The 21,641-nt window shown below is 72.6% G+C and carries 24 protein-coding genes; 7 read left to right on the top strand and 17 right to left on the bottom strand.

Translation table 11 applies throughout. The annotated features are described in order from the left end of the window. Position 1: 1 nt before the first annotated feature. The 4 genes from ACIBQ6_RS47510 to ACIBQ6_RS47495 all read right to left on the bottom strand — a co-directional run bounded on the left by ACIBQ6_RS47510 (position 2) and on the right by ACIBQ6_RS47495 (position 2,531). Positions 2–940: a glycine cleavage T C-terminal barrel domain-containing protein gene (locus tag ACIBQ6_RS47510; RefSeq protein WP_352319734.1), complete on the bottom strand. Its 939-nt coding sequence runs from the start codon at positions 938–940 to the stop codon at positions 2–4. 77 nt (positions 941–1,017) lie between these two features. Continuing rightward, the gene (locus tag ACIBQ6_RS47505; RefSeq protein WP_357967168.1) at positions 1,018–1,431 is read right to left on the bottom strand and encodes a Fur family transcriptional regulator; all 414 of its coding nucleotides are present in this window, start codon (positions 1,429–1,431) and stop codon (positions 1,018–1,020) included. A 312-nt stretch (positions 1,432–1,743) separates the two neighbouring features. Continuing rightward, the gene (locus ACIBQ6_RS47500; RefSeq protein WP_352319738.1) at positions 1,744–2,040 is read right to left on the bottom strand and encodes a DUF2470 domain-containing protein; all 297 of its coding nucleotides are present in this window, start codon (positions 2,038–2,040) and stop codon (positions 1,744–1,746) included. 2 nt (positions 2,041–2,042) lie between these two features. Continuing rightward, entirely contained in the window at positions 2,043–2,531 is a 489-nt protein-coding gene (locus ACIBQ6_RS47495; RefSeq protein ID WP_352319740.1) for an FABP family protein, read from the bottom strand. 68 nt (positions 2,532–2,599) lie between these two features. Between ACIBQ6_RS47495 and ACIBQ6_RS47490 the strand changes: the two genes are divergently transcribed. Beyond that, a complete protein-coding gene (locus ACIBQ6_RS47490) occupies positions 2,600–4,093 on the top strand; it encodes a sugar-binding protein (protein ID WP_397219208.1) in 1,494 nt (497 codons plus the stop codon). A 9-nt stretch (positions 4,094–4,102) separates the two neighbouring features. Then, complete coding sequence (locus ACIBQ6_RS47485; protein WP_352319743.1) at positions 4,103–4,465, top strand: DsrE family protein; 363 nt, start codon at positions 4,103–4,105, stop codon at positions 4,463–4,465. Between the two features lie 4 nt (positions 4,466–4,469). Here ACIBQ6_RS47485 and ACIBQ6_RS47480 read toward each other — a convergent pair whose 3' ends face one another. After that, positions 4,470–5,183 carry a glutamine amidotransferase gene (locus ACIBQ6_RS47480; protein ID WP_358289345.1) on the bottom strand — a complete coding sequence of 238 codons (714 nt, stop codon included), beginning with the start codon at positions 5,181–5,183 and terminating at the stop codon, positions 4,470–4,472. Continuing rightward, positions 5,173–6,402, bottom strand: coding sequence for a MurT ligase domain-containing protein (locus ACIBQ6_RS47475; protein ID WP_358289348.1), 1,230 nt, complete (start codon positions 6,400–6,402; stop codon positions 5,173–5,175). Before ACIBQ6_RS47475 ends, ACIBQ6_RS47480 begins: the two co-directional genes overlap by 11 nt. Positions 6,403–6,584: 182 nt before the next feature. Here ACIBQ6_RS47475 and ACIBQ6_RS47470 point away from each other — a divergent pair, with 182 nt between their 5' ends. Next, entirely contained in the window at positions 6,585–6,995 is a 411-nt protein-coding gene (locus ACIBQ6_RS47470) for a YjdF family protein (protein WP_397219207.1), read from the top strand. Positions 6,996–7,013: 18 nt separating this feature from the next. Here ACIBQ6_RS47470 and ACIBQ6_RS47465 read toward each other — a convergent pair whose 3' ends face one another. Then, entirely contained in the window at positions 7,014–9,983 is a 2,970-nt protein-coding gene (locus ACIBQ6_RS47465; protein WP_358289352.1) for an ATP-binding protein, read from the bottom strand. 73 nt (positions 9,984–10,056) lie between these two features. After that, positions 10,057–12,000 (bottom strand): hypothetical protein, encoded by a 1,944-nt coding sequence (locus tag ACIBQ6_RS47460; protein ID WP_397219206.1) that lies wholly within the window; start codon positions 11,998–12,000, stop codon positions 10,057–10,059. Between the two features lie 169 nt (positions 12,001–12,169). Here ACIBQ6_RS47460 and ACIBQ6_RS47455 point away from each other — a divergent pair, with 169 nt between their 5' ends. From ACIBQ6_RS47455 to ACIBQ6_RS47445, 3 genes are read left to right on the top strand one after another with little or no spacing between them, the layout of a single operon-like run. Next, positions 12,170–12,838: a hypothetical protein gene (locus tag ACIBQ6_RS47455; protein ID WP_358289357.1), complete on the top strand. Its 669-nt coding sequence runs from the start codon at positions 12,170–12,172 to the stop codon at positions 12,836–12,838. Beyond that, a complete protein-coding gene (locus ACIBQ6_RS47450; RefSeq protein ID WP_397219205.1) occupies positions 12,835–13,488 on the top strand; it encodes a hypothetical protein in 654 nt (217 codons plus the stop codon). Before ACIBQ6_RS47455 ends, ACIBQ6_RS47450 begins: the two co-directional genes overlap by 4 nt. A 7-nt stretch (positions 13,489–13,495) precedes the next feature. Beyond that, the gene (locus tag ACIBQ6_RS47445) at positions 13,496–14,695 is read left to right on the top strand and encodes a hypothetical protein (RefSeq protein WP_397219204.1); all 1,200 of its coding nucleotides are present in this window, start codon (positions 13,496–13,498) and stop codon (positions 14,693–14,695) included. Here the strand turns inward: ACIBQ6_RS47445 and ACIBQ6_RS47440 are convergent. Continuing rightward, the gene (locus tag ACIBQ6_RS47440; protein ID WP_397154103.1) at positions 14,682–15,923 is read right to left on the bottom strand and encodes a hypothetical protein; all 1,242 of its coding nucleotides are present in this window, start codon (positions 15,921–15,923) and stop codon (positions 14,682–14,684) included. The genes ACIBQ6_RS47445 and ACIBQ6_RS47440 overlap by 14 nt on opposite strands. Positions 15,924–16,148: 225 nt before the next feature. Here ACIBQ6_RS47440 and ACIBQ6_RS47435 point away from each other — a divergent pair, with 225 nt between their 5' ends. Then, a complete protein-coding gene (locus ACIBQ6_RS47435; protein ID WP_358289368.1) occupies positions 16,149–16,703 on the top strand; it encodes an XRE family transcriptional regulator in 555 nt (184 codons plus the stop codon). Here ACIBQ6_RS47435 and ACIBQ6_RS47430 read toward each other — a convergent pair. From ACIBQ6_RS47430 to ACIBQ6_RS47395, 8 genes are all read right to left on the bottom strand, one after another. Further along, positions 16,679–17,431 (bottom strand): methylated-DNA--[protein]-cysteine S-methyltransferase, encoded by a 753-nt coding sequence (locus ACIBQ6_RS47430; protein WP_397219203.1) that lies wholly within the window; start codon positions 17,429–17,431, stop codon positions 16,679–16,681. The genes ACIBQ6_RS47435 and ACIBQ6_RS47430 overlap by 25 nt on opposite strands. Beyond that, positions 17,428–17,988, bottom strand: coding sequence for an RNA polymerase sigma factor (locus tag ACIBQ6_RS47425; RefSeq protein WP_387679409.1), 561 nt, complete (start codon positions 17,986–17,988; stop codon positions 17,428–17,430). Before ACIBQ6_RS47425 ends, ACIBQ6_RS47430 begins: the two co-directional genes overlap by 4 nt. A 103-nt stretch (positions 17,989–18,091) precedes the next feature. Further along, on the bottom strand, positions 18,092–18,394 hold the full coding sequence (locus tag ACIBQ6_RS47420) for a DUF1416 domain-containing protein (protein WP_357706203.1): 303 nt from the start codon (positions 18,392–18,394) through the stop codon (positions 18,092–18,094). Then, the gene (locus tag ACIBQ6_RS47415) at positions 18,394–19,233 is read right to left on the bottom strand and encodes a sulfurtransferase (RefSeq protein ID WP_358289377.1); all 840 of its coding nucleotides are present in this window, start codon (positions 19,231–19,233) and stop codon (positions 18,394–18,396) included. Before ACIBQ6_RS47415 ends, ACIBQ6_RS47420 begins: the two co-directional genes overlap by 1 nt. Further along, a complete protein-coding gene (locus ACIBQ6_RS47410) occupies positions 19,230–19,643 on the bottom strand; it encodes a DUF4395 domain-containing protein (RefSeq protein ID WP_397219201.1) in 414 nt (137 codons plus the stop codon). Before ACIBQ6_RS47410 ends, ACIBQ6_RS47415 begins: the two co-directional genes overlap by 4 nt. 174 nt (positions 19,644–19,817) lie before the next feature. After that, positions 19,818–20,276 (bottom strand): thioredoxin family protein, encoded by a 459-nt coding sequence (locus tag ACIBQ6_RS47405; protein ID WP_358289383.1) that lies wholly within the window; start codon positions 20,274–20,276, stop codon positions 19,818–19,820. A 28-nt stretch (positions 20,277–20,304) separates the two neighbouring features. Next, positions 20,305–21,123: an anti-sigma factor family protein gene (locus ACIBQ6_RS47400; RefSeq protein ID WP_397219200.1), complete on the bottom strand. Its 819-nt coding sequence runs from the start codon at positions 21,121–21,123 to the stop codon at positions 20,305–20,307. Next, positions 21,120–21,632, bottom strand: a complete 513-nt coding sequence (locus ACIBQ6_RS47395; protein WP_125643242.1) for a sigma-70 family RNA polymerase sigma factor — start codon at positions 21,630–21,632, stop codon at positions 21,120–21,122. Before ACIBQ6_RS47395 ends, ACIBQ6_RS47400 begins: the two co-directional genes overlap by 4 nt. Between the last annotated feature and the right edge of the window lie 9 nt (positions 21,633–21,641).

The raw sequence follows: 21,641 nt of genomic DNA, 5'->3' as shown, positions 1-21,641 counted from the left end.
GTCAGCGGATCCGGCGGCGCAGCGAGGGGTCGATGCTGACGTTGCGACCGGCGTCCGGCGGCACGACGACCTCCTGGGCGGCGGCCACGCCACCGGCCAGCAGCGGCGCGTCGACCGGGACCGTGCGCTTGACCACGGCCAGCGCGATCGGGCCCAGCTCGTGGTGGCGGGCGGCCGAGCCGACGACGCCGATCTCCTGGCTCTCGAAGATCACCGGGTCGCCGTGCGCGGGCAGGGTGTCGACGCTGCCGTCGAGGTGCAGGAACACCAGGCGGCGCGGCGGGTGGCCCAGGTTGTGGACGCGCGCGACCGTCTCCTGACCGCGGTAGCAGCCCTTGCTCAGGTGGACGGCCGAGCCGATCCAGCCCACCTCGTGGGGGATCGTCTTGTGGTCGGTCTCGAAGCCGAGCCGCGGCCGGTGGGCCTCGATGCGCAGCGCCTCGTACGCCCACAGCCCCGCCAGGGGCCGGCCCAGATGATCGGCCAGCTCGGCCCGCGGCACCAGGAAGTCTTCGGTGGCCGTGGAGAGCACCGCCAGGTCGTCGGCCCGCGACACCTCCACGCGCAGCATGAACCGCATGCGGTCGAGATAGTCGACCAGGCTCTGCGCCGTGCCGGGCTCGACGTGCGCCAGCACGCTCTCGCCGTCGTCGACCAGCGTGAGGTGGTGCAGGACGCGGCCCTGGAGGTCGAGGTCGAGCGTCTGGGTCCACTGGCCGGGCGTCAGCGTGTCGAGCTTCTGCGAGGTCAGGTCGTTGAGCCATTTCAGCCGGTCGGCGCCGGAGATGCGGACCACCTCGCGGTTGCTGCGGTCGACGACCGCCTCACCCTTGGCCAGCGCGCGCTGCTCGGCGAACAGGTCGCCATAGTGCGCGGCTACGTCGGCGTCCGGCCCGTCGGCCGCGACGGCGCCGGGGAGATCGAGCAGAGGGCTACGCATGCATCCAAGGCTATCCGCCCCCGCGACGACGCCCGACGCCGGTGCCCGACGCCGGTGCCCGACGCCGGTGCCGCGGGTCAGCGGCAGTTGCGGCAGCGGCCGAACACCGTGAGGTGATGGACGTCGGCCGCGAACCCCAGCTCCTCGTCGAGCCCCTTCACCAGCCCCTCGGCCAGCTCGGGACGCACCTCGAAGACCTCGTCGCAACCCCGGCACACCAGGTGGACGTGGTCGGCCTCGGCCGCAAGGTGGTAGGTCGGCGCGCCGTGACCGAGGTGGGTGTGGGTGACCATGCCGAGCTCTTCGAGCAGTTCGAGCGTGCGGTAGACGGTGGAGATGTTGACCCCGCGCGCCGTCTCGCGCACCTTGGTGCAGATCTCCTCGGGCGTCGCGTGCTCCAGATCCTTGACCGCTTCGAGCACGAGCTGCCGCTGCGGGGTGACCCGGTAGCCCTTGGCGCGGAGTTCCTCGTGCCACTGCGTCTCGGTCATGCCCCCGAGTGTAAAGCGCACGATCGCCTGTTCGCGGCCGTCCGATAATTACTTGCCCCCGGCGTTCGCGACCGCATAGCTTCGTGAGTACGCGGAAAGGAGGTGGTCCGAATAATGGTTAGTCATAGTCGGGCTAGCGAGGTGGTTGTCCGCTAGCGCTGCGGACTGTTGTCTCGTGTCGCAAGCGAATCCGAGGCAACCACCGGGGCCCCTGGCAGCCGGAGGGCGGGATGACGCATCCCGGCCATTGGTCCATCCGGCCCGTCTGCTCGGCAGGCGGAGTGTTGCCCGGGGCCCTTCTTGTTTCTTCCCTCAGTGTTCCCCGTGGGGTTCGATCCCCAGTTCGGCGCAGGCCGCCCGGTAGAGGCGCACGACCGCCTTGCGCACCTGGGCGCGCTCGGTCAGCGTCTCGCCCCACGGCACGCGCACCCGCTCGCCGCCGTCGACCGTGAACTCCATGGCCTCGGCGTCGACGTCGCTGGTCACCGCCGAGGTGGCCTGCGGCCGGCCGCCGAGCCCGCGCACGATGACCAGGGCGTCGCCGGTGTGGTCGTCGTTCATGTGCCGCTTGATCGCCTCGACGGCGTCGGGGGTGAAGGGCGAGGTCATGCTCAGGACACCTTCTTCAGCTCGGCCGACATGTGGTCGGTGAGCGGGTGGCCGACGGCGGCCATCTCGTAGGCCCACATCAGGTTGCCGTTGACCAGGCCGTAGAGGCGGTGGCCCGCGGTGTACTCCTTGGCCGTGGAGGTGCGGGCCACGACGTCGGTGCGCAGCTCGATCTTGTGGAAGACCACTTCGCCGATGTAGATCTCGACGATGCCGGTCGGGTGCGCGAGCACCACTTCGATCTGCCGGTCGGGCTGCGGACGCCAGTAGCCGGACTCGGTGGCCAGCGGCCTGACCCGGTTGCCGTCGTTGTCGAGCAGCCAGGTGCGGCTGACGTAGGTCAGGAACGGCTTGCCGTTGTGGCCGAACTCGATCTCCTGGCCGAAGTTGAAGCTCTCGATCGTCGGATAGCCGCCCACGCCGGCGCCCTCCCAGCGGCCGAGCAGGAACGCGATCTGCTCCAGAGCGGGGTGCACCTCAGGTTCTTCCATGCTCACCAAGCCTAGCGCCGGTGGCTAACCTTCTGGATCGGGGAGACGTTTCGCCGGGGGGAGCCGCGATGCTGGATGCCTGGGCCGTGCCGCCGCACGTCGACGTGCTGTTCGTGGGCGCCCATCCGGACGACGAGTACCAGTCGTTGTCCACGTTCGGGCAGTGGCGCGAACGCCTCGGGCTGACCACCGGGGTCGTGACGGTCACCCGCGGCGAGGGCGGCGGCAACGCCGCCGGGCCGGAGAAGGGCGCGGCGCTCGGCCGGATCAGGGAGGCCGAGGAGCGCGAGGCGGTCGCGCACGCGGGCATCCGCGACGTCTTCTACCTGGACAGACCGGACTTCTGGTACACACTGTCGGCACCCCTGACCGCCCGCGCGTGGGGGCCCGGCACCCTCCGGCGGCTGGTCGAGACGATCAGGGCGACCAGGCCCTCGACCGTGGTGACGATGGACCCGCGGCCCTTCAACCAGCACGGCGGGCACCAGCTCGCCGCCCGGCTGGCCGTCGAGGCGTTCCGGCTGGCCGCCGACCCCGCCGCGTTCCCCGGGACGGGCGCGCCCTGGCGGGCCACCCGGCTGCTGACCCAGAACTGGGAGCTGCGCGGCCCCGTGGGCCCCGGCTGCGCGACGGGCGGCCTGCGCGACCCGGCCACCGGGCTGCCGCAGCTCGGCGTCTGGGCGGGCGCCTGGTCGCCGCGCCACCGCGCCACGTGGGCCCAGCGGGAGCGCGACGCCGAGCGGGCCTACCGCACGCAGGGGTTCGCCGCGCGGCCGGCGAAGGTGGCCGGGCCGTTCGGGTGCGACTGGTTCTCGGTCGTCTTCGACGGCGGGCGGCCGGTGCCGGCTCCCGTCGTCGAGCAGGCGGGCCTGCGTCCTCTGTACGCCGAGTTCCGCGACTGGGCGCGCGCGACCGGCCTGCCCTGGCTGGCCAACCGGGCGCAGCCGGACTACCCAGAGCCGCCCGCCACCACGCTCCCGGTCGCCGGGCGCGCCCCCGTGCTCGACGGCGTCGCCTCCGCCGGTGAGTACGCGGGCCCGGCCCTGCCCCTCGTCCACTGGGAGGGCGAGCGCTGCGCGGCGGCCGACTGCGCCGCGACCGCCCGGCTGACCCGCCACGGCGCCGACCTCTACGTCCAGGTCGAGGTCACCGACGAGGCGCGCGGCGCGGCCCTAGACGAGTGCGAGCGCCACTGGCGCACCGACGCGGTCGAGATCGCCCTCGACCCGCGCGGCGACTCCGACGACACCTCGACCACGTTCAAGCTGGGCGTCCTGCCCTACACCGCCGAGGGCGGCCCGTGCGCGGCCCGCGACGCCGACGCCCGCCAGGGCCCCGCCCCGCGGGTGGGCGTGGCGTCCGCGGCCCACGACGGCGGGTACGGCGTCGAGGTGCGCATCCCGTTCGCGCTGCTGCCCGCCCCGCCCACCACGCTGAGAGCGAACGTGCTCGTCTACGACTCCGACACCGGCGACAGGACCGGGCAGACGCGCCTGGCCTGGTCGCCGTTCGGCAGCGCCCAGGCCGATCCGTACGTGTGGGGCCGCGTCGGTCGGGGTTAGGGTGACGCCATGGCACGATCTTTGGTGATCAAGGTGACCGCGGGGGCGGACGCCCCTGAGCGGTGCAACCAGGCATTCACGGTGGCGGCGGCCGCGCTCGCGAGCGGCGTGCCGGTCTCCCTCTGGCTGACCGGCGAGTCGTCGTGGTTCGCCCTCCCGGGGCGGGCCAAGGAGTTCTCCCTGCCCCACGCGGCGCCGCTGGCGGACCTGCTGGAGGCCGTCCTGGCGGCCGGCCGGGTGACCCTGTGCACGCAGTGCGCCGCCCGCCGCGACATCACGGTCGACGACGTGATCGAGGGCGTGCGCATCGCCGGCGCGCCCGCGTTCGTGGAGGAGGCGGTCAGCGAGGGCGCCCAGGCCCTGGTCTACTAGGCCGTCAGCCGGACAGGACGGTGCTCAGCCGCTCCTGGCGCAGGGCCTCGTAGCGGGAGTCGTCGAGGGGCGTCAGGTCGCCCACGCGCCACGACAGCAGCAGGTCGGCCAGGGCCGGGTTGCGCGCCAGGGCCGGGCCGTGCAGGTACGTGCCCACCACGTGGCCCGCGTAGCAGCCCTCGAAGCCGTCGCCGTTGCCGACCCCGGCGACCGTCTTGGACAACGGCCGCACGCCCGGGCCGAGGTGCGTGACGCCCATGTGGTTCTCGAAACCGGTCAGCGTGGGCAGGTTGAGGGCGGCGTCGACCTCCGCGACCAGCTCGCCCACGGCCCGCGCGGGGCCGCGCGAGCTGGCGATGTCGAGCAGGCCGATGCCGTCGACCGGCTGGCCCTCCTCGCCGCCGAACGTGCTGCCCATGATCTGGTAGCCGGCGCACACGGCCAGCATCGCCGCGCCCCGGGCGATGGCCCGCTGGAGGCCGCCGTCGCGGCGCAGGCGCTGGGCGGCCAGGATCTGCGGACGGTCTTCGCCGCCGCCGATCAGGTAGATGTCGCCGGTCTCCGGCACGGGGTCGGCCGAGCGGACGTAGACGGTCTCGACCTCGATGCCCCGGCGCTGCGCACGCTGCTCCAGGACGAGCACGTTGCCCTGGTCGCCGTAGGTGCTCAGCAGGTCGGGGTAGATCCAGACGATGCTGAGGGCGCTGTCAGACGGCACGTCCGAACTCCGATCGGATCTGCTGGAAGGCGGTGTAGTTGGCGATCACGTCGACCCGGCCGGGCGGCTGCATGGCCAGCGCCTCGGAGAACGAGCTGCACAACGTGAACGGCACGTCGGCCACGTCGAGCCGGAGCGCCAGGTCGAGCCGCCGCTCACCGGTGACGAAGACCGGACGGCCGCGCAGGATGCGGTAGTCGACGTCCCACAACCACGAGGTGTCGCGGCCGTCGGGGCCCTGCGCGTTGACCGAGAGGATGATCGGCAGTTGCGGGTCGGCGACGTCGAAGGCCTCCAGCCAGCCGGCCGGGTTCTTGGCCAGCAGCAGCCGCGCGTGGCGGCCCTCGCGCTCGACCGTGGTGTAGCGGCCGGCCACCGAGGTGACCTCGCGCAGCCGGGGCAGCGCCCGGTCGACGGGCAGCCCGAACGCCTCGGCCACGGCCAGCGCCATCACCGCGTTGGAGCGGTTGGCCAGGCCGGGGAGCTGGATGTCGAGCATCCAGCGCTGCCCGCGCGGGTCGATGGCGACGTCGTCGTCGAGCACCCACTGCGGCTCTGGACGGTGGAAGGTGCACTCACGGCAGGACCAGTCGGCGTCTTTGCGGTCGAGGGGGCCGCCGCACTCGGGGCAGCACCAGGAGTCCTCCTTCCAGCGCTGGCCGCCGGCGACCCAGGTGACCTTGGCGGCGGTGGAGGCCCCCCAGGTGACGAGGGGGTCGTCGCAGTTGGCGATGACGTGGGTGGGCCTGCCCGACAGCGCCCTGCGCCACTTCTGCGCGAGCAGCCAGATCTCGGCCGCGCGGTCCATCTGGTCGCGGCTGAGGTTCATCAGGCAGACGACGCCGGCGCCAGTGGTGTCGAGCACCTCCGGCAGGTACTTCTCGTCGACCTCCAGCACGCCGTAGGGGGCGCCCTTGTGCTGGGAGAGCGCCGAGACGTGCCCGGCCGGCATGTTGGCGCCGAAGGCGTTGGTGGCGACCTCGCCCATCTCCAGCAGCGCGGAGGTGATCAACCTGGTCGTGGTGGTCTTGCCGTTGGTGGCGCTGACCAGGGCCAGCTTGCGGTCGCGGGCCAGCTTGCGCAGGAGGTCGGGTTCGAGCATCAGGCCCACCCTGCCGCCGATCACCGAGCCGTCACCGCGCCCGGTCATCCGCGAGAGCGTGGCAGCGCTGCGTCCCAGGGCGCTGGCGAGCTGAGCCCGCAGAGGAAGCTGGGTCATGCACATGGATCCTAGTCGCCGTTGAGTCCTACTCTGGAGTTGCACACGAAAACGCGGCCCGGTTGGTAGCCCGGGCGAAGCATCACGTATCCGCCCTTACCAGGGATGTCCGGTGTGCCGGAGGCGGCCTGTCCAGGTCGCTTTCCCGGCATGTCTGGTGAAGGGCGGAGAAGATGGTCACGTTGTCGGTCTATTTGGACGGCCCGTTCTGGGTCGGGGTGCTGGAGGTCGCCGAGGGCGGGCGGCTGCGGGCGACCCGGTTCACCCTCGGGTCCGAGCCCACCGATCCCGAGCTGCACGCGTTCCTGATGCGCCACGGCGTTGGGCTGCTGGAGCAGGCCCATGCCGCGCCCGCCGTGGCCGGCGGGGAGCGGGCGCGGCGGGTCAACCCCAAGCGGGCGGCCAAGCTGGCGGCGCGGGCCGCCGCCCAGGTGTCCGTACGGAGCACGGCCGCGCAGGAGGCGATGCGGCTGGAGCTGGAGAGCCGCAAGCGGCAGGCCGCGCAGGGACGTCGGGAACGGCGGCGCGAGCTGGCCGAGCACAAGCGCGAGGTGGCCCGCCGCAAGCGCCTCGAACGCCGCCGCGACCGCTGACCCGTCCCCGGGCGGGCGTCAGGCCGAGGGGGCGTCGACGAAGGCGATCTCCGGGGCGCCCCCGTGGTCGAACGGCAGGACGAACCGCTGCGGCCACGACAGCACCCCCTCCAGCCAGCCCGCGCCCATCGTCTGGCCGACGTGCCTGATCCTGGCCGACGCCTCGATGCCGATCGCCACGTTGGTGATGTCGCGCTGCACGCTCTCGTTCTCGTCGTCGCCCAGGATGACCCGCCAGGCCAGGGCCCGGTTGTGGTCCACCTCCATGGACAGCGGGTGGTGGCGCAGGGCCTTGGCGCGGTGGCCGAGCAGCTCGGCGTGCACCAGGTCGGCCGTGCCGTTGCCGTTGGACTGGCGGAACAGGGCGTACTCCATGGGCGGGGCCGGGCTGCGCAGGTTGGGGGCGGGCTGGCCGTACGGGAAGAGCCGGTCGACCTCGTGCAGCCAGCGCACCTGCGGGATCACCCACGACGCGCCCGGACGGTCGCCGCCCGGCTCGGCCCCCGACAGCAGCCGCGCGGCGACCTCGGCGGCCTTCTCGGTGAGCAGCGCCGGGTCGAACCAGCTCCGCAACGACCAGGCCCGCCGCTGGACGGCGCGTTCGACCAGCGTGGCGAGCAGGCACTCGCGGCGGCGGGCGGGCAGCTCGCCCCAGGCGGCCGACAGGGCGCGCGGCACGCCGGGCAGCGGCCGGTTGCTGACGAAGGCGAGCACGACCGTGTCGCACCAGATGCGCAGCCACGCCCAGTCGGGCCCGTCGGCGAGCACGTCGGCCTCTCTGAGCTCCACCAGGGTGCACGCCTGGCCGGTACGGCACTGCGCCCCGCACGCGGCCGACCTGCGCCCGCGGATGGGCGGCTGGGGGCCCGGCAGCGGCTTCTCCCGCGACTCGCCCAGCGGGACGCGCACCCGCAGCGGCCGGTCCATGCCGTCGGCGAAGACCGCGGCCGAGCCCGGCTGGAGCGAGACGACGTGCCTGGACTGCTCGTCGCTGAGGTTCATGGCCGCGCCGACGAGCTTCCTGTCGTCCTCGGCGGGCAGCCGGTGGACGACCTTCAGCGCGGTGTTCTTCACGACGTCGGAGACGAGCTTGGTCGGGATCTGCTCGGCCACCACGATGCCCTCGCCGTACGCCCTGATCTCGGCGAGCAGGCCGGCCAGCAGCTCCACGGCGTGCGTGGAGGCCCGGCCGTGGCCGCGGTCGCGCAGCAGCCGGTGGGCCTCCTCGATCACGATGACGTGCCGCAGCCCGGCCGACTTCTCCTTCCTGGCCCGCATGCGCAGGTGCTCGACGATCCGGATGATCAGCGTGCCCATGAGGAACGCCTTGTCCTCGTCGTTGGCGACGTCCTCGATGGCCAGGACGACGTTGCGCTCCAGCAGGCCGCCGATGTCGGCCGGGTGGCCGCCCTCGAAGAAGCGCCCGGCCGAGCCGACCCGCAACGACCGCAGCCTGAGCGAGATGAAGCCCTCGACGTCGGCCTGGACCTCGCGGCCGTAGCCGATCTCCTTGATGACGTCCATGGCGTGCTGCTGGAGCTGTTCGAGCGTCGGCACGCTGGGCGGGACGTTCGAGCCGGGCACGGCGCCGCCGGTCACGACGTCCCAGCCGGTGGCCTCGTAGACCCGTTGCAGGGACAGCGACATGATCTGCGGGAACGGCTCCTCGGCGTCGAAGGCGGCCATGAACAGCGCCCTGATCATGTCGATGTGCGCCTGGACGGGGTAGCCGGGCTCGGGTTCGAGCGGGTTGACGCTGAGCGGCACGCCCTCGGGGGCCGACGGGTTGATCACCGTCACCGGGTCGGCGATGCGGCCGGCCATGGCCGCGTACTCGGACTTGGCCGGCTCGATGGCCAGCCACGGGATGCGCGCCTCGCTGAGCTGCTCCAGCAGGTGCCGGACGGTCTGGGACTTGCCCGAGCCGGTCGCGCCGGTGACGAAGGCGTGCCTGTTGAGCGTGGCCAGGGGCACCCGGAAGCTGCCCACGCCTCTGTCCTGGCCGTCGAGGATCTCGCCCAGCTCCAGCTCGCCGCCGTCGGCCTCGGACGTCACGTCGAAGAAGCCGGAGTCGAGCACGCGTACGCCGGGCACCTCGCGCCTGGGCAGCCCGGCCAGCGCGGCCAGCGCACCGGCGGTGGCCGCGAAGGGCGCGGCGGCGCCGTCGGCCGGGTCCTGCATGGTGATGGCCAGGGCCTCCGACAGCGCGTAGACCGCGCCGTGCGCGCTGCGCAGCCGGTACGGGTGGTGGCTCATCTCGACCGACCCGACGAGCACGGGCGCGATCTGCCGCAGTTCCTCGGCGGTGGCCCCGCCGGCCAGCACGCGCACGTTCCACAGGCCGGCCTCGCGGAAGGCGTCGAGCTCCTGCATGCGGCGCTCGGCCCGTTCGGCGTCGAACCGGGAACGCTCGGAGGCGTCGCCGTACTGCCGCAGGACGTTGAGCTGGGTGCGCAGGTGCGCCACCTCGGCGTCGAGCAGGTCGGTCGGCTCGGCCACCACCAGCCAGGCGAACGGCCGCGACATGAGCGTGACCAGCGTCGACTCGAACAGCGTGGGCCGCTTCAGCTCGTCGGGGTCGGACCCGGCGAACTCGCGCCCCCGCCCGCCCAGCGGCGGCGCCTGGCGGCCGGGGCACGGCGTCCAGACCAGGTCGGCGAGGTCGGCCAGGTACTCCTCGTCCAGCTCGACGCCCCGCGCGCCGCCCGGGAACAGCAGCGGCTGGGGCCCGGTCGGCAGGCCGGGCACGTCGGTCGCCCTGCGCGGCTGGCGCGGCGGCGAGAGCGGGCCGGCGTTGGTGATCAGTTCGAGCGGCGCCCCGGAACCCCGCGACAGCCACCCGATGACGAACGGCCGGTCACGCTGCGCCGCCGACAACACGGCGGGCAGCACGGTGACGAAATCCCATTCCGCCGACGAGCTTCGCGAGGGTGCGGCGATCGACTGGATCCGATACCAGGGCCCGCTCAGCGAGACACTCGGCTGCATCTTCAATTCCCCCACAGTCGGTTCTCAGTAAAATCCCGCTGATCGTCAGCTCCTCACCACGCCCTTGACCAGGTCATTGCCTGCCCTTGCGCCAGTCAAGGCGTGGCGGTGGTGGCCCGAGGTTGGGTGGCGGCTCCTCGCCCTCGTCCTTGGCCTCCAGGGCCAGCACGGCCTCGCGCACCTCCTCCAGGTCGCCGAGCGTGGTCTTGGGGAAGGTGAGGATGGCCGGGTTGGCGTCGGCCAGCCGCACCCGCCTGCCCTCGGCGGTCGCGTCGGTGACGATCACGGACGTCGTGGGGAGCTGCTGGAGCTGGTGCGGCTCGACCAGGAACTCGCGCGACCGGTGGAGCACGCGCTCGGTCTCGGAGATCTTGTCGGCCGTCCGGCCCCACTCGGTGGACTCGGTGATGTCCTCGACCAGGTCGGCGTGGCCGTCGCCGCGGTCGCGGCGGGCGTCGTCCACCTGGGAGATGGTGGAGGTGTAGCCGCCGTCGAGGCCCGGCAGGGCGTCGCTGATCGTCTCGGTGAGCTGGGCCAGCTCCAGCCGGTGCTCGGTGCCGACGTGCTCGCTGGCGACCCGGGCGTCCTCGGCGTTGCCGAGGCGCATGAACGCCACGGCCGCGTGGCCGCGCCCCAGCCGCTCCTTCACGGTGGGGGTCAGGCTCCGGTACGTCAGCACCAGCCCGGTACGCGAGGTCTCGCACGCGTCCATGAGCCGGTCGAGCACGTCGCCGCGGAGCTTGTCGGCGCCGGCCACGATGATCGTGTGGTACCAGGGCCGGTCGGAGGCGGGCGACTGGCGCAGGATGTGGGTGAGCGCGGTGGCCACGTACGTGCCGAGCACCCGGTTGCCGAACACGCCGGCCTGCCGGTCCATGCTCACCACGCGCAGCCGGGCGGGCGGCAGCCGCACCGCCTGGGTGCCGAGCGTCTCCAGCTTGCGCAGCTGCGACTCAAGGGCCCAGGCGCGCTCGATCACCACCCGGTCGCTCACGCCGCGGCCGAACAGCGTGCCGATGCGTTCGAGCTGGGTCGCGGTGATCAGGCCGAAGCGCAGGTCGTCCCGCGGGTCGCCGACCTGCGCCAGGGCCCGCAGGGCGGCGGTGACCTGGCTGATGGTGGCGTTCTCGCCGAGCACTTCGAGCACCCGTTCCAGGATGGCGTTGTCGAAGCTGAGGTCGCGGGTGGTGCGGTGCTCCTCGCTCACGCTCACCACGTGGGCCAGCACGTCGGCGAACGCCTCCGGCTTGAGCGTGGCCCCGAGGTCGAGCTTCGGCAGGTCGACCGGCAGCACCCAGACCAGCGGGTCGTCGCCGCCCTTGCGGGCCAGCTCGATCAGGTCTTTGGCGACCGCGCCCTCCGACAGGTCGAGCACGGTCAGGTGGCCGCCGCTGTAGAGCCGCGTGGCGCCGAGCAGCGTGATCAGCGCGGACCAGCCGGGCAGCGTGCCGCCGGCCACGTCGATGCGGTCGATCTCGTCGGGGACGGCGACGGCGTACCAGGTGAGCTGGCGTTCGTGGCGCTCCTTCGACTCCTGCCAGTCGCGGTAGCGCCGGGCGTGCTCCTCCTGGGCGCGGAACAGCTCCTTGTCACGTTCCTGACGTTGCCGGTCGTCCCTGGCCTGCTGTTCGAGCACCCGGTAGCGGACCGCCCGGTCGCCCTGGAGCAGGGCGTAGGTGCAGATGCCCGCCACGCCGCCGGCCGCGACCAGCCCGAGGAGCGCGAACGACCATCCCAGGTAGCCGCTGACCGCGGCCACGAGGATCAGCGCGGACATGGTCAGGCTGATGGCCCGGATGACGCGTACGGGCCGGTTGAGCATGTCCTCCTGGAGCCGCTCGCGGCGCAGCGCCTCGGCCGCCGCCCGGCCGGACGACTCCGCGTCCGGCGCCGGCTCCTTCTCGGGCGAGGGACGCTTGGGCGGCGGCCCCGGGTCGGGATGCAGCAGGATGTACTGCCACCCCAGGTAGATGCGGTCCGCCTGGAGCTGGGCATGCTCGGGATGCACGTCCGCCACGTGACCCTCCGGCCGCGATATGTCGTTAGTTGCAGGGGCCAGCCCTTTTCCGCTCCGTGACAGCGTATGAGCTTCCACCCCCGTAGCGGCAGGGTTCGCGGCAATTCCCCCCGCCAGAAGGGACCATTGCGGCAGATGGGGCAACCGTGACCTATTACCATCCATACCCATGACGGAACCCTCCGGCGACAGCACGAGGCCGAGACGCCCGGTGGCGGTGCCCATCGCGGCTCTCGTGGCGGTCACGGCCGTCGGCATCACGGCCTTGCTGGGCGGGCTGAACGAGGCCCCCGACAAGGGCCCCGACCTGCTCGGTCAGGGCGCGACGCTCGACCAGGGCCGTTACTCCACGCGCTTCGTCGAGTCGCGGGTCAAGGTCGAGCGGGCCAAGACGCAGTTCGACGAGGACAAGCGGTTCGTGGAGCTGGTCTTCGAGGTCACCAACAAGGGGGACGAGACCTCCAGTGTCGGCCTGCCCCCCGACCCCGCGCAGCCGGACAAGGCGTGGCTCGGCTCGTCCTTCGCCGACTCGCTGGTCGCCATCAGCCCCAGGTTCTCCAAGGAGTCGGGGCCCTTCGTCTACGCCCTGGACAAGGGCGACGAGACCCGGCAGCTCCACCCCGGCGTGACCAGCCAGGTCCTCGTCCGGTACCGGCTCGGCGCGACCGAACGGCCCCCGGACAAGATCACGTTCGACGTGGCCGCCTTCGAGTACGTCCCCGGCTTCCAGGACGAGCGGCTGCAGTGGCAGATGGTCGCCAAGGAGAAGGACGACAAGTTCTACCCCGAGGTGAAGGCCCGCGTGACGCTGCCGGTCAAGGCGGGTGAGGGGGCATGACCGCCACCCAGCCGCGTTCCTCCGCCGTCCCCGAGCGCCCCGAGCGGCCCGGCCGCCGCGCCGGACGCGGGCCTGGCGGCGGTTCCAAAGTGCTCAACGCCTGCGCCGGGCTGCTGCTGGCGGCCGCCGCCGTCGGGCTGCAGACGTTCCACCTGACCGCCAACGAGGCGAGCGCCAGGGTGACCTACACGGGCGCCAAGGGCGAGGACGTGGACGCCAGGCGGTTCACCGTCCGGCTCGACTCGTTCCTGGCCGCCAAGACGATCCAGAACAGCGACGAGACCATCACGACGGACAACCTGTTCCTCGTCGTCAACGCCTCGGCCAGGTCGAGCCTCAAGCCGTACCACCTGGGGCAGCCGCAGCTGCTGACCGCGGACGGCAAGAAGTTCCAGGCCACCGACCGCGTGGCGAGCACTCTGACGCTGGCGAACACGTGGGTCCAGCCCGACATCTGGGTCAGCGGGCGGTTCTTCTTCGAGGTTCCTTCATCGGCGCTGCCGGGAGCGCGGGTGGTCTTCGGGCTGCCGGCCGAGATGCTGGTGGAGCCGTTCCAGCCGGAGGTCGAGATCGACCTCGGGCTCGACGAGGAGGCCGCGCGCAAGCTCGCGGCCTCGCCGCAGGCCGTCTACTCCACCGTCAAGAAGTGATCGCACTGTGAGCACGAACGAGCGCGACTGGTTCGCCCCCAGGAACGACCACCACTCCGAGGACCCCGCCCCGGCCCCCTCGGCCTTCCCGCCTCCCCCGGCGCCCGCGGACCCCGCGACCCCGCCGGGGGCTCCGGCCTTCCCCCCGCCCGCGGCGGAGCCGCCGCCGTCCCAGCCGCCCGCGGCGGGGCCGATGCCGCCTGCGCCGCAGACGCCGCTGCCCGCCCGGCCCCGACGCCGCCGTACGGGCTCGCCGCGCGACCGCGCCACCCCGCCGCCGACCCGTCCCACGCCGCCTCCCGGCTACGGCCCCGCCCCCTCGGGCCCCGTTCCCTCCGGCCACGCGGCTCCCCCGGCCGGCCCCGCCGGGGCGCCTCCCGGTCACGACGCGCGGCCTCCCGGCCGTGGCGGCGCGCAACAGCCCGGCCCTGGGCTGCCCGGCGGGCCCGGGCGGGGGCGGTTCGTGCATCCGGACCAGCAGGTGTGGCCGCCCGCCCCCCGCGAGTCCCCAGGAGGCAGCACCCAGCCGTTGCCCGCCATCCGGCCCGGCATGGCCATGCCGTCCCCCCAGCGCCCCCCGGCCGCGGCCGCCGTACCGCCCGTCGAGCAGCCGCCGGCGGCCCCGCGGGACGCCCGGCCGCCCAGGCGCGGCCGGCTGATCCTGGTCGCCGTGGGCGCCGCCGTGGCCTCCGTCCTCGCCATGGGCCTCAACACCTACGACGGCTACCGCTTCTACGACACGACCATCACCGACGGCATCAAGATCAACGAGGTCGCCGTCGCCCCCGGCCAGTCGGGGAAGGTCCACGACATCGAGTGGCGGGCCGCCCTGAAGGCCGTCCAGGCCCCCGCGGGCAGCAAGCACGGCCCCGAGGTCACCTGGCTGAAGGTGGACATCACCCAGAAGCTCCTCGACGAGTCCAGCGCCACCATGACCGCCCCGCCGGACAGGGCCAAGCTGGAGGACCGCGCCGGCCGGACCTGGACGGTGGAGTTCACCCCGGGCGACCGTCCGACGGACCGGCTGGAGCTGGGCAAGGAGTACAGGTTCGAGGGCATGGCGATCGTCCCGGCGCCGGTCGCGGACGAGGTCGAGCTCTCCTTCAGGGTCAGCGACTACCGCTCCGACACCCCGACGGCGGACTACTTCAAACGGGAGAAGGCCGGCAAGCCGGAGGCGGACGTGCTGCGGTTCACACGTCGCTGAGCGGCTCGCCCTTGAGCCGGGCCCGCGTGGCGGCCAGATCGTACGTGGCCGCCAGCAGCGCCATGGTGAGCACGGTCACGACCAGCCCGCGCACGAACGTCACGGGCCCCTGCTTGTACGCCCACACCCACTCGGCCTGCGAGCCGACGAGCGTCACCACGGCGCGCTCGGCGTACTCGGCGCCCACGGTGAGGGCGACGTAGCTCAGGCACATCATGCCGAACAGCGGCGCGCCGCCCTTGGCGATCATCCGCAGCGAGTTGGCCAGCGGCAGCCAGCGGTCCCGGAAGCCGCCGGTCAGCTGATCGAACGACCTCTTGGTGAGGTCGTGGCTGTCCTCCAGCCGGTCCACGCCCCGTTCGAACCGGGTGCCCTTGACCAGGCTGCGGGTCTCGTCGGAGTAGGCGCCGAACACCAGCATCGCCACGGTCAGCCAGGCCAGCGGGACGGCGACGCCGCCGATGAAGAACGGCCAGAAGTCGCTCACCGCGTCCGTGACCGTCTTCCACAGCGGCACGCTCTTCTCCGCCTGCTCCAGCAGGTCGTTGGTGCCGGCGACCACGCTGCGGTGCTCCACCCAGTCCGAGCGCAGCCCGGCGATGGCGACGGTGGCGTTCAGGCCGTAGAAGACGAAGGCGAACTCGGAGAAGGCGGCGCCGAAGCCGTACAGCTTGCCCTTGCCCTGCTCCACGAGCTTGGCGAACAGCCACTTCAGGCCGAACAGCACGACCATCGCGCCCAGCGACACCCGCCAGTCGAGGTCGGTGAGGCCCTTGCCGACGTGGGTCTCCTCGCCGAACCAGGCCGCCGACTGCATGTCGTAGAAGTGGTGGTTCAGGTCCATCTGCTGGAGGGCGCGGGCGTCCTCCACGTGCCAGCCCCACGACAGGTAGAGCACCGCGAAGGCGGGGGCCACCCGGTCCAGCACCCGGAAGAAGCGCTCGTCCTCGACGCCCTCCTCCCGCCTCGCGCGCATCTCCCACAGCGCGCCGCGCAGGGTGTAGAGCATGCCCGTGGTGACCGTCATCGCCGCGAGGACGATCAGGGTCAGGAAGGTGACCGTGCCCACCAGCCGGAGCTGTCGCAGGTCGCCGTAGGCGAGCTCGGTGGCGGCGTACAGCAGGACGAAGCGCACGACCTGGCCCGCCGCGTACCAGAGGATCAGCGGCAGCGCGCAGCTCCCCGCGAGGCGCAGCGCGTGCAGGGGCAGCGAGTACGGCGACGGCATCCGCTGAGCCGGCGTAGGCCCAGGTCGGGGCGGCGCCATCACACCTGTCGATCCGGACATCTGCTGAATCGTAGCGGTCTGTCCCTTACGCCGCAGCCGCAACCCGTGGACAGCCTGTGGCCGGCGTGTTTCCAGGCCACTCCTGAGCAGTGGCAAATCCGGGAAACGACGATTCGGCCCCCGAGAGGCGGTCACACCGGACGAGCCTTGCGGCACGATGGCGTCATGGAGCCGCTGCCTGCGTTCGACCAGGACCCCGCCGTCGTCGGTGACCGGCTGCGACGGCTGCGCCAGGCGCGCGGAGTCTCGCTGTCCGAGCTCGCCAAGCGGGCGGGCATCGGGAAGGCCACGCTGTCCGGCGTCGAGACCGGCACCCGCAACCCCACGCTGGAGACGCTCTGGGCGATCACCGCGCAGCTCGGCGTGCCCATCGGGGCGATACTCGACTCGCCGCCCGAGCCGCAGACCATGCGCGGCGCCGCCATCGAGGCCGACCTGCTGGAGGTCTTCGAGGACGACAGCGTCACCTACGAGCTCTACCGCGTCCGCGTGCCCCCGGGCGTCACCCAGACCTCGCCCGCCCACCACAAGGGGGTGAGCGAGCACGTCACGGTCTTCACCGGCACGCTCAGCGCCGGCCCGATCCACGAGCCGCTCACGGCCGGGCCGGGCGACCACATCTCCTGGCTCTCCGACGTCCCTCACGGCTACCGCGCGCACGGCCCCGACGTCGTGCGCGCCACCCTCCTGATGCGCTACCCGACCAAGCCCTCCGCCTGAGCGGGCCGGCAGGTGCGGCACGGCCGGTAGCCGGCCGCCCTGGCCTGGGCGACGCTGCGGAAGCCGTGCCGGTGCGCGGGGGTGATCCGGCGGGCGTTGTGGCAGGTCGGGAAGCACACCACGCCGGTGGTGTCGCTGGCCAGGTAGAACACCCGCTCCCCGGCCAGCGCGCGCACCCGGTCCAGGTCGACGCCCTCGGCCAGCAGCAGCCGTTCCTTGGCCGCCCGGCCGAACACGTAGTCGCCGCTCACGCCGTCGGACCTGACGACCCGGTGGCACGGCACGAGCAGCGGCACCGGGTTGGCGCCGAGCGCCGTCCCCACCGCGCGTACGGCCCGCGGCCGCCCGATCTGCCCGGCCACCCACGAGTACGGCCTGACCTCGCCCCTCGGGATCGTCCTGACCGCGTCGAGCACGTCACGCTGGAAGCCGCTGACGCCGCGCAGGTCCAGCGGCACCTTGCCGAGACGGCCGGTGCGCAGCGCGGGCACCAGCCCCGCGGGCGGCCGGTCGGCGGCCAGCAGCGGCCGGCCGAACCGTTTCCTGAACGAGGCGGCGAAGTCGTCGCCGGCGTGCACGTACGCCACGCCCTGGTCGGTGAAGGCCACCCGCAGCTCGCCGATCGGCGCGGGCACGCTCACCCAGCGGGCGGCGATCCGGTCGAGCAGCCCGGCGGGGGCGTCGGTGGCCAGCCCGGCCAGCCCGGCCAGCAGTGAATCGTCATTCATCGGGCACCTCCCAGTTCGCGCAGCCGCCGCAGCCCTCGCGACACGTGCGACTTGACCGTGCCCTGCGGAATCCTGAGCACGGTGGCGATCTCGCTGACCGGCAGGTCGACGACGTGCCTGAGCACCACGGCGGCCCGCTGTTCCTCGGGCAGCAGACCGAGCAGCTCCGACAGCTCGTCGCCGGTCTCCCTGCGGACCGCGGCCTCCTCGACGTCCTGGGCGGGGTCCGGCTCGTCCACGGGCTCGTCACGCAGGTCGGGTGGCGGTTTGCGGGATTTGGCCCTGGCGCAGTTGCGCCAGATGTTCATGAGGATCGTCATCAGCCAGGCCCGCGGCTGCAGCGCGGCCACGCGGTCGGGCCCGTAGCCCGCCAGTGCCCGGTACGCCCGCAGGAACGCCTCGGCGGTGAGGTCCTCGGCGTCGGCCCAGCGCCCGCTCAGCCGCAGCGCGGTCGAGAAGACCAGGCCGCGGTGGGCGGCGTACAGCTCGGCGAAGCCCTCGTCGAGGTCGTCGAGGAGCGCCTTGCGCACCGGGTCGAGACAGTCGGTTCCACTCACGCCCTCTACAACACCGCCGCGCCGGGTTTCGTTGCGCTCGCCCGGAACGGGAACGGGGCCCGTGTCCGGTGTGGACACGGGCCCGTCTCGGCGCTGTCTGGGCTCAGACGGCGACCGCGAGCTGGGAGACCTCACCCAGCCGGGCCTCCACCTGAACGTCGCGGGTGACGCCGCCGCCCGCGATGATGCGGACGGTCCAGTCGCCGGGCGCGGCGAAGAAGCGGAAGACGCCGTCGTCGGAGACGACGACCTCACCGGTGAACTCGCCGGAGTGGTCGAGCAGCCGCGCGTAGGCGGTGGTGGCGCCCGTCACCACGCCCTGGATGACGGCCTGGTTGGACAGATCGATCCCGGCCGGCAGCGCGATGGTCTGCTCCGGCGCTCCGCAACCCTGTGCAGTGGTCATCAGCGGGCCTCCCCCAGCTCGATCGGCACGCCCACGAGCGAGCCGTATTCCGTCCACGAACCGTCGTAGTTCTTCACGTTGCCCTGGTCGAGGAGCTCGTGCAGCACGAACCAGGTGTGCGCCGAGCGCTCGCCGATGCGGCAGTAGGCGATGGTGTCCTTGCCGAAGTCGACGCCGGCCTCGCCGTAGAGGGCGCGCAGCGCGTCGTCGGACTTGAAGGTGCCGTCGTCGTTCGCGGCCTTGGACCACGGGATGTTGCGGGCGGTGGGCACGTGGCCGCCGCGCTGGGCCTGCTCCTGCGGGAGGTGGGCCGGGGCGAGCAGCTTGCCGGTGAACTCGTCGGGCGAGCGCACGTCGACCAGGTTGAGCTTGCCGATCGCGGAGACCACGTCGTCGCGGAAGGCGCGGATCGCGGTGTCCTGCTCCTGGGCGACGTACTGGGTCTTGGCGCGCTCGGGCACGTCGCGGACCAGCTCGCGGGAGTCGAGCTCCCACTTCTTGCGCCCGCCGTCGAGCAGCTTGACGTCCTGGTGGCCGTAGAGCTTGAAGTACCAGTACGCGTAGGCCGCGAACCAGTTGTTGTTGCCGCCGTAGAGCACGACGGTGTCATCGTTGGAAATGCCGCGGTCCGACAGCAGGGCCTCGAAACCGGTCTTGTCCACGAAGTCGCGGCGGACCGGGTCCTGCAGGTCCTGCCGCCAGTCGACCTTCACGGCGCCACGGATGTGGCCCTTGTCATAGGCGCTGACGTCTTCGTCGACCTCGACGAGTACGACGTTGGGGGTGTCGAGGTTGGCCTCGACCCAGTCGGCGTCCACCAGGGCGGCGGAGCGGCTCATTGGGAAACCTCCATTTTGGCGGCGGGCAGTAGACGGCGGGTGAGCAGGTACGTTTCGCAGCCGAGGCAGAATCCGAAGGCTGCGTTGAGGAAGGCGGCGAGGAGAGCCGCGGCCGTGGCCCCGAGGGCCAGCGGTGTGATCCCGATGACGAACCCGGTCAGCCCCGCGACCGCGAAGAGCAGCCCCACCCCCTGCGCGAACCGCGGCGGGCGGGCGTCTTCGGTCTCCTTCGGAGCGCTCCTGACGAGCGCCTTGAAGAGCATCGTGTACGGCGAGCGGCGCGCGACTCCCAGCGCGAAGACCACCGCCTGGACGGCGAGCAGCCACGCGCTCCCCGTCACGAGGACGAGAGCGAGGACCAAGGTGGTGACGGCCGCGCCGAAGCGCAGCGCTCTGGGATCAGCACGCATCGCAGGATGCTCCTGAAGGGGTCGGATGGGGCGGACCAGATGTCCGCGGTGACCGTCCTCAGGCAGCGCGACAGAGCGCGGTGGCGACGCGGCAGAAATCAACCGCGCGCCGCTTCGTGAGCAGCTCTGTCGACGGGTTCATAGCGACGACCCTACTCGTCGTCTCGCCATCTGTCACATCTCGTCCGAGTTCTGAGACAGTTCGTGAGACGGCCGTGACTCCCCGGAGGGGATCGCGACCGCCAGCGCGGCCAGCACGTCGGCCTTCCGTGGCTGGCCAGAGGCCTTTTTGACCACGTTGCCTGACGGATCCAGCACAAACACGGTGGGCGTGCGCATGACGTCGAACCGCCGCACCAGATCGAGCCGGGACTCGGCGTCGATCTCCACGTGCGCCACCCCGGGCACGAGCGCGCTCACTTCGGCCAGCACCCGCCTGGTCGCCCGGCAGGGCTGGCAGAACGCGGTCGAGAACTGCACCAGCGTGGCCCGCTCGCCCATGGCGGCGCCCAGCATGTCCGCGGTCAGCCGTTCCCCGGCCGCCGCGCGCACCCGTCCGTCGCGGCGCAGACGTACCACCCCGATCACCGTGCCGAGCGCCAGCGTCGCCAGCGCGATCCACAGACCCGTCACCTCAGGTGCCAACCACGGGCGGCCGCGATTACTTCCTGGCCGGGCCGGCGACGTCCACCAGGACGCGTCCCCGCCGGTCGACGACCTCGAAGCGGTCGATGCGCCGCATGAGCACCGGCGTCGCCATCTGGAAGACGGTCTCCTCGCGGTAGCTCTCGCGGCTGACGGTCCAGCTCCCGACGACCTCGCGCCGCCCCCTGTCGTCGTAGACGGCCAGGCTGCAAACGGTGCCGACCGGCACGTTCCGCACGGTCACCAGCAGCTCGGTGCGCCCGTCGGCGGGCAGGGCGTAGACCGTGGCGTAGTAGTCCTTGGCCCGGTTCTCGCCCTTGAACGCCCGGCCGTCACCGGTGGTGCTCAGGGCCGTCGTGGGCATCGTGCTCGGCGTCGGCAGGGCCTTCCTGAGCTGGGCGTCGGGCGCGGCGTCGCTGGCGACGAAGCCCTCGGTCTCCGGCGACTTCGCGGCCGCCGAGGACTGGGGGGCGGCCGCGGGGGCGGCCGCGGTCCGCTGCGTGACGTCCTGCCGGGTGACGGTCCAGACCGTGCCGCCGACGGCGATCACCGCGACGGAGGCGGCCACGGCCAGCATGAGCCGGCCGCGCCGGTGACGCCGGGCGCGGGCGTTGAGCAGCCGGTCGAGCACCTGGCGCGGCGGGCTGGCCACCAGCTCGACGTCGTGCTCGGACACCTTGCCGAGGAAGGCGGCGACGCCTTCGAGTTCGAGCAGCTCGGCGCCGCAGGTCTCGCAGGTGGCCAGGTGGTTGTCGATCTCCAGCGCCTCGTCGGGTTCGAGCGCGCCCAAGGCGTGCGCGCCCATGGCGATGCGCACTTCTTCGCAGGTCGTCACGGCGCCAGCCCCCGCTCTTCGAGCGCCAGTTTGAGCGCGCGCAGCGCGTAGTAGGTGCGCGACTTGACCGTGCCCGGCGGTATGCCCAGCGTCGCCGACGCCTCCTTCACCGATCGCCCCCGGTAGTAGACCTCCAGCAGCACCTCGCGGTGCTCGGGCCGCAGCGCGGCCAGCGCCTCGGCCACGGCCCACGACTCGACCGCCCGTTCCAGCTCGTCGTCGGCCGGCAGGACCGCGAGGGCCTCGTCGCCGGTCTCCTGCGGCCGGGCCTTCTTGGCGCGGTGCTGGTCGACCACGAGGTTACGCGCCACCGTGAACAGCCAGGCCCGGATGGGACGGCCGGAGAGCGCGTCGGGGTGCCGCCAGGCCCGCAGCAGCGTCTCCTGCACCACGTCCTCCGCACGTCCGGAATCACCGGTGAGTCGCAGCACGTACCCGTAGAGTGGCCCGGCGTGCTCGTCGAAGAGGGTGCGTACGAGCTCCTCGTCCGCGGTGCCTGCTGCGCTCACGCCCTCATC

Origin of the sequence: Nonomuraea sp. NPDC049655 (assembly GCF_044465465.1) — a bacterium.
In the GTDB taxonomy this organism is placed as follows: Bacteria; Actinomycetota; Actinomycetes; order Streptosporangiales; family Streptosporangiaceae; genus Nonomuraea.
This window is presented reverse-complemented; position numbering and strand designations above follow the sequence as displayed.

Bases quoted from the DNA above. Each gene is read 5' to 3' on its own strand.
- ACIBQ6_RS47510 (WP_352319734.1), bottom strand. From the start codon at position 940: ATGCGTAGCCCTCTGCTCGATCTCCCCGGCGCCGTCGCGGCCGACGGG.
- ACIBQ6_RS47505 (WP_357967168.1), bottom strand. From the start codon at position 1,431: ATGACCGAGACGCAGTGGCACGAGGAACTCCGCGCCAAGGGCTACCGG.
- ACIBQ6_RS47500 (WP_352319738.1), bottom strand. From the start codon at position 2,040: ATGACCTCGCCCTTCACCCCCGACGCCGTCGAGGCGATCAAGCGGCAC.
- ACIBQ6_RS47495 (WP_352319740.1), bottom strand. From the start codon at position 2,531: ATGGAAGAACCTGAGGTGCACCCCGCTCTGGAGCAGATCGCGTTCCTG.
- ACIBQ6_RS47490 (WP_397219208.1), top strand. From the start codon at position 2,600: ATGCTGGATGCCTGGGCCGTGCCGCCGCACGTCGACGTGCTGTTCGTG.
- ACIBQ6_RS47485 (WP_352319743.1), top strand. From the start codon at position 4,103: ATGGCACGATCTTTGGTGATCAAGGTGACCGCGGGGGCGGACGCCCCT.
- ACIBQ6_RS47475 (WP_358289348.1), bottom strand. From the start codon at position 6,402: ATGACCCAGCTTCCTCTGCGGGCTCAGCTCGCCAGCGCCCTGGGACGC.
- ACIBQ6_RS47465 (WP_358289352.1), bottom strand. From the start codon at position 9,983: ATGCAGCCGAGTGTCTCGCTGAGCGGGCCCTGGTATCGGATCCAGTCG.
- ACIBQ6_RS47455 (WP_358289357.1), top strand. From the start codon at position 12,170: ATGACGGAACCCTCCGGCGACAGCACGAGGCCGAGACGCCCGGTGGCG.
- ACIBQ6_RS47450 (WP_397219205.1), top strand. From the start codon at position 12,835: ATGACCGCCACCCAGCCGCGTTCCTCCGCCGTCCCCGAGCGCCCCGAG.
- ACIBQ6_RS47440 (WP_397154103.1), bottom strand. From the start codon at position 15,923: ATGCCGTCGCCGTACTCGCTGCCCCTGCACGCGCTGCGCCTCGCGGGG.
- ACIBQ6_RS47435 (WP_358289368.1), top strand. From the start codon at position 16,149: ATGGAGCCGCTGCCTGCGTTCGACCAGGACCCCGCCGTCGTCGGTGAC.
- ACIBQ6_RS47430 (WP_397219203.1), bottom strand. From the start codon at position 17,431: ATGAATGACGATTCACTGCTGGCCGGGCTGGCCGGGCTGGCCACCGAC.
- ACIBQ6_RS47420 (WP_357706203.1), bottom strand. From the start codon at position 18,394: ATGACCACTGCACAGGGTTGCGGAGCGCCGGAGCAGACCATCGCGCTG.
- ACIBQ6_RS47415 (WP_358289377.1), bottom strand. From the start codon at position 19,233: ATGAGCCGCTCCGCCGCCCTGGTGGACGCCGACTGGGTCGAGGCCAAC.
- ACIBQ6_RS47410 (WP_397219201.1), bottom strand. From the start codon at position 19,643: ATGCGTGCTGATCCCAGAGCGCTGCGCTTCGGCGCGGCCGTCACCACC.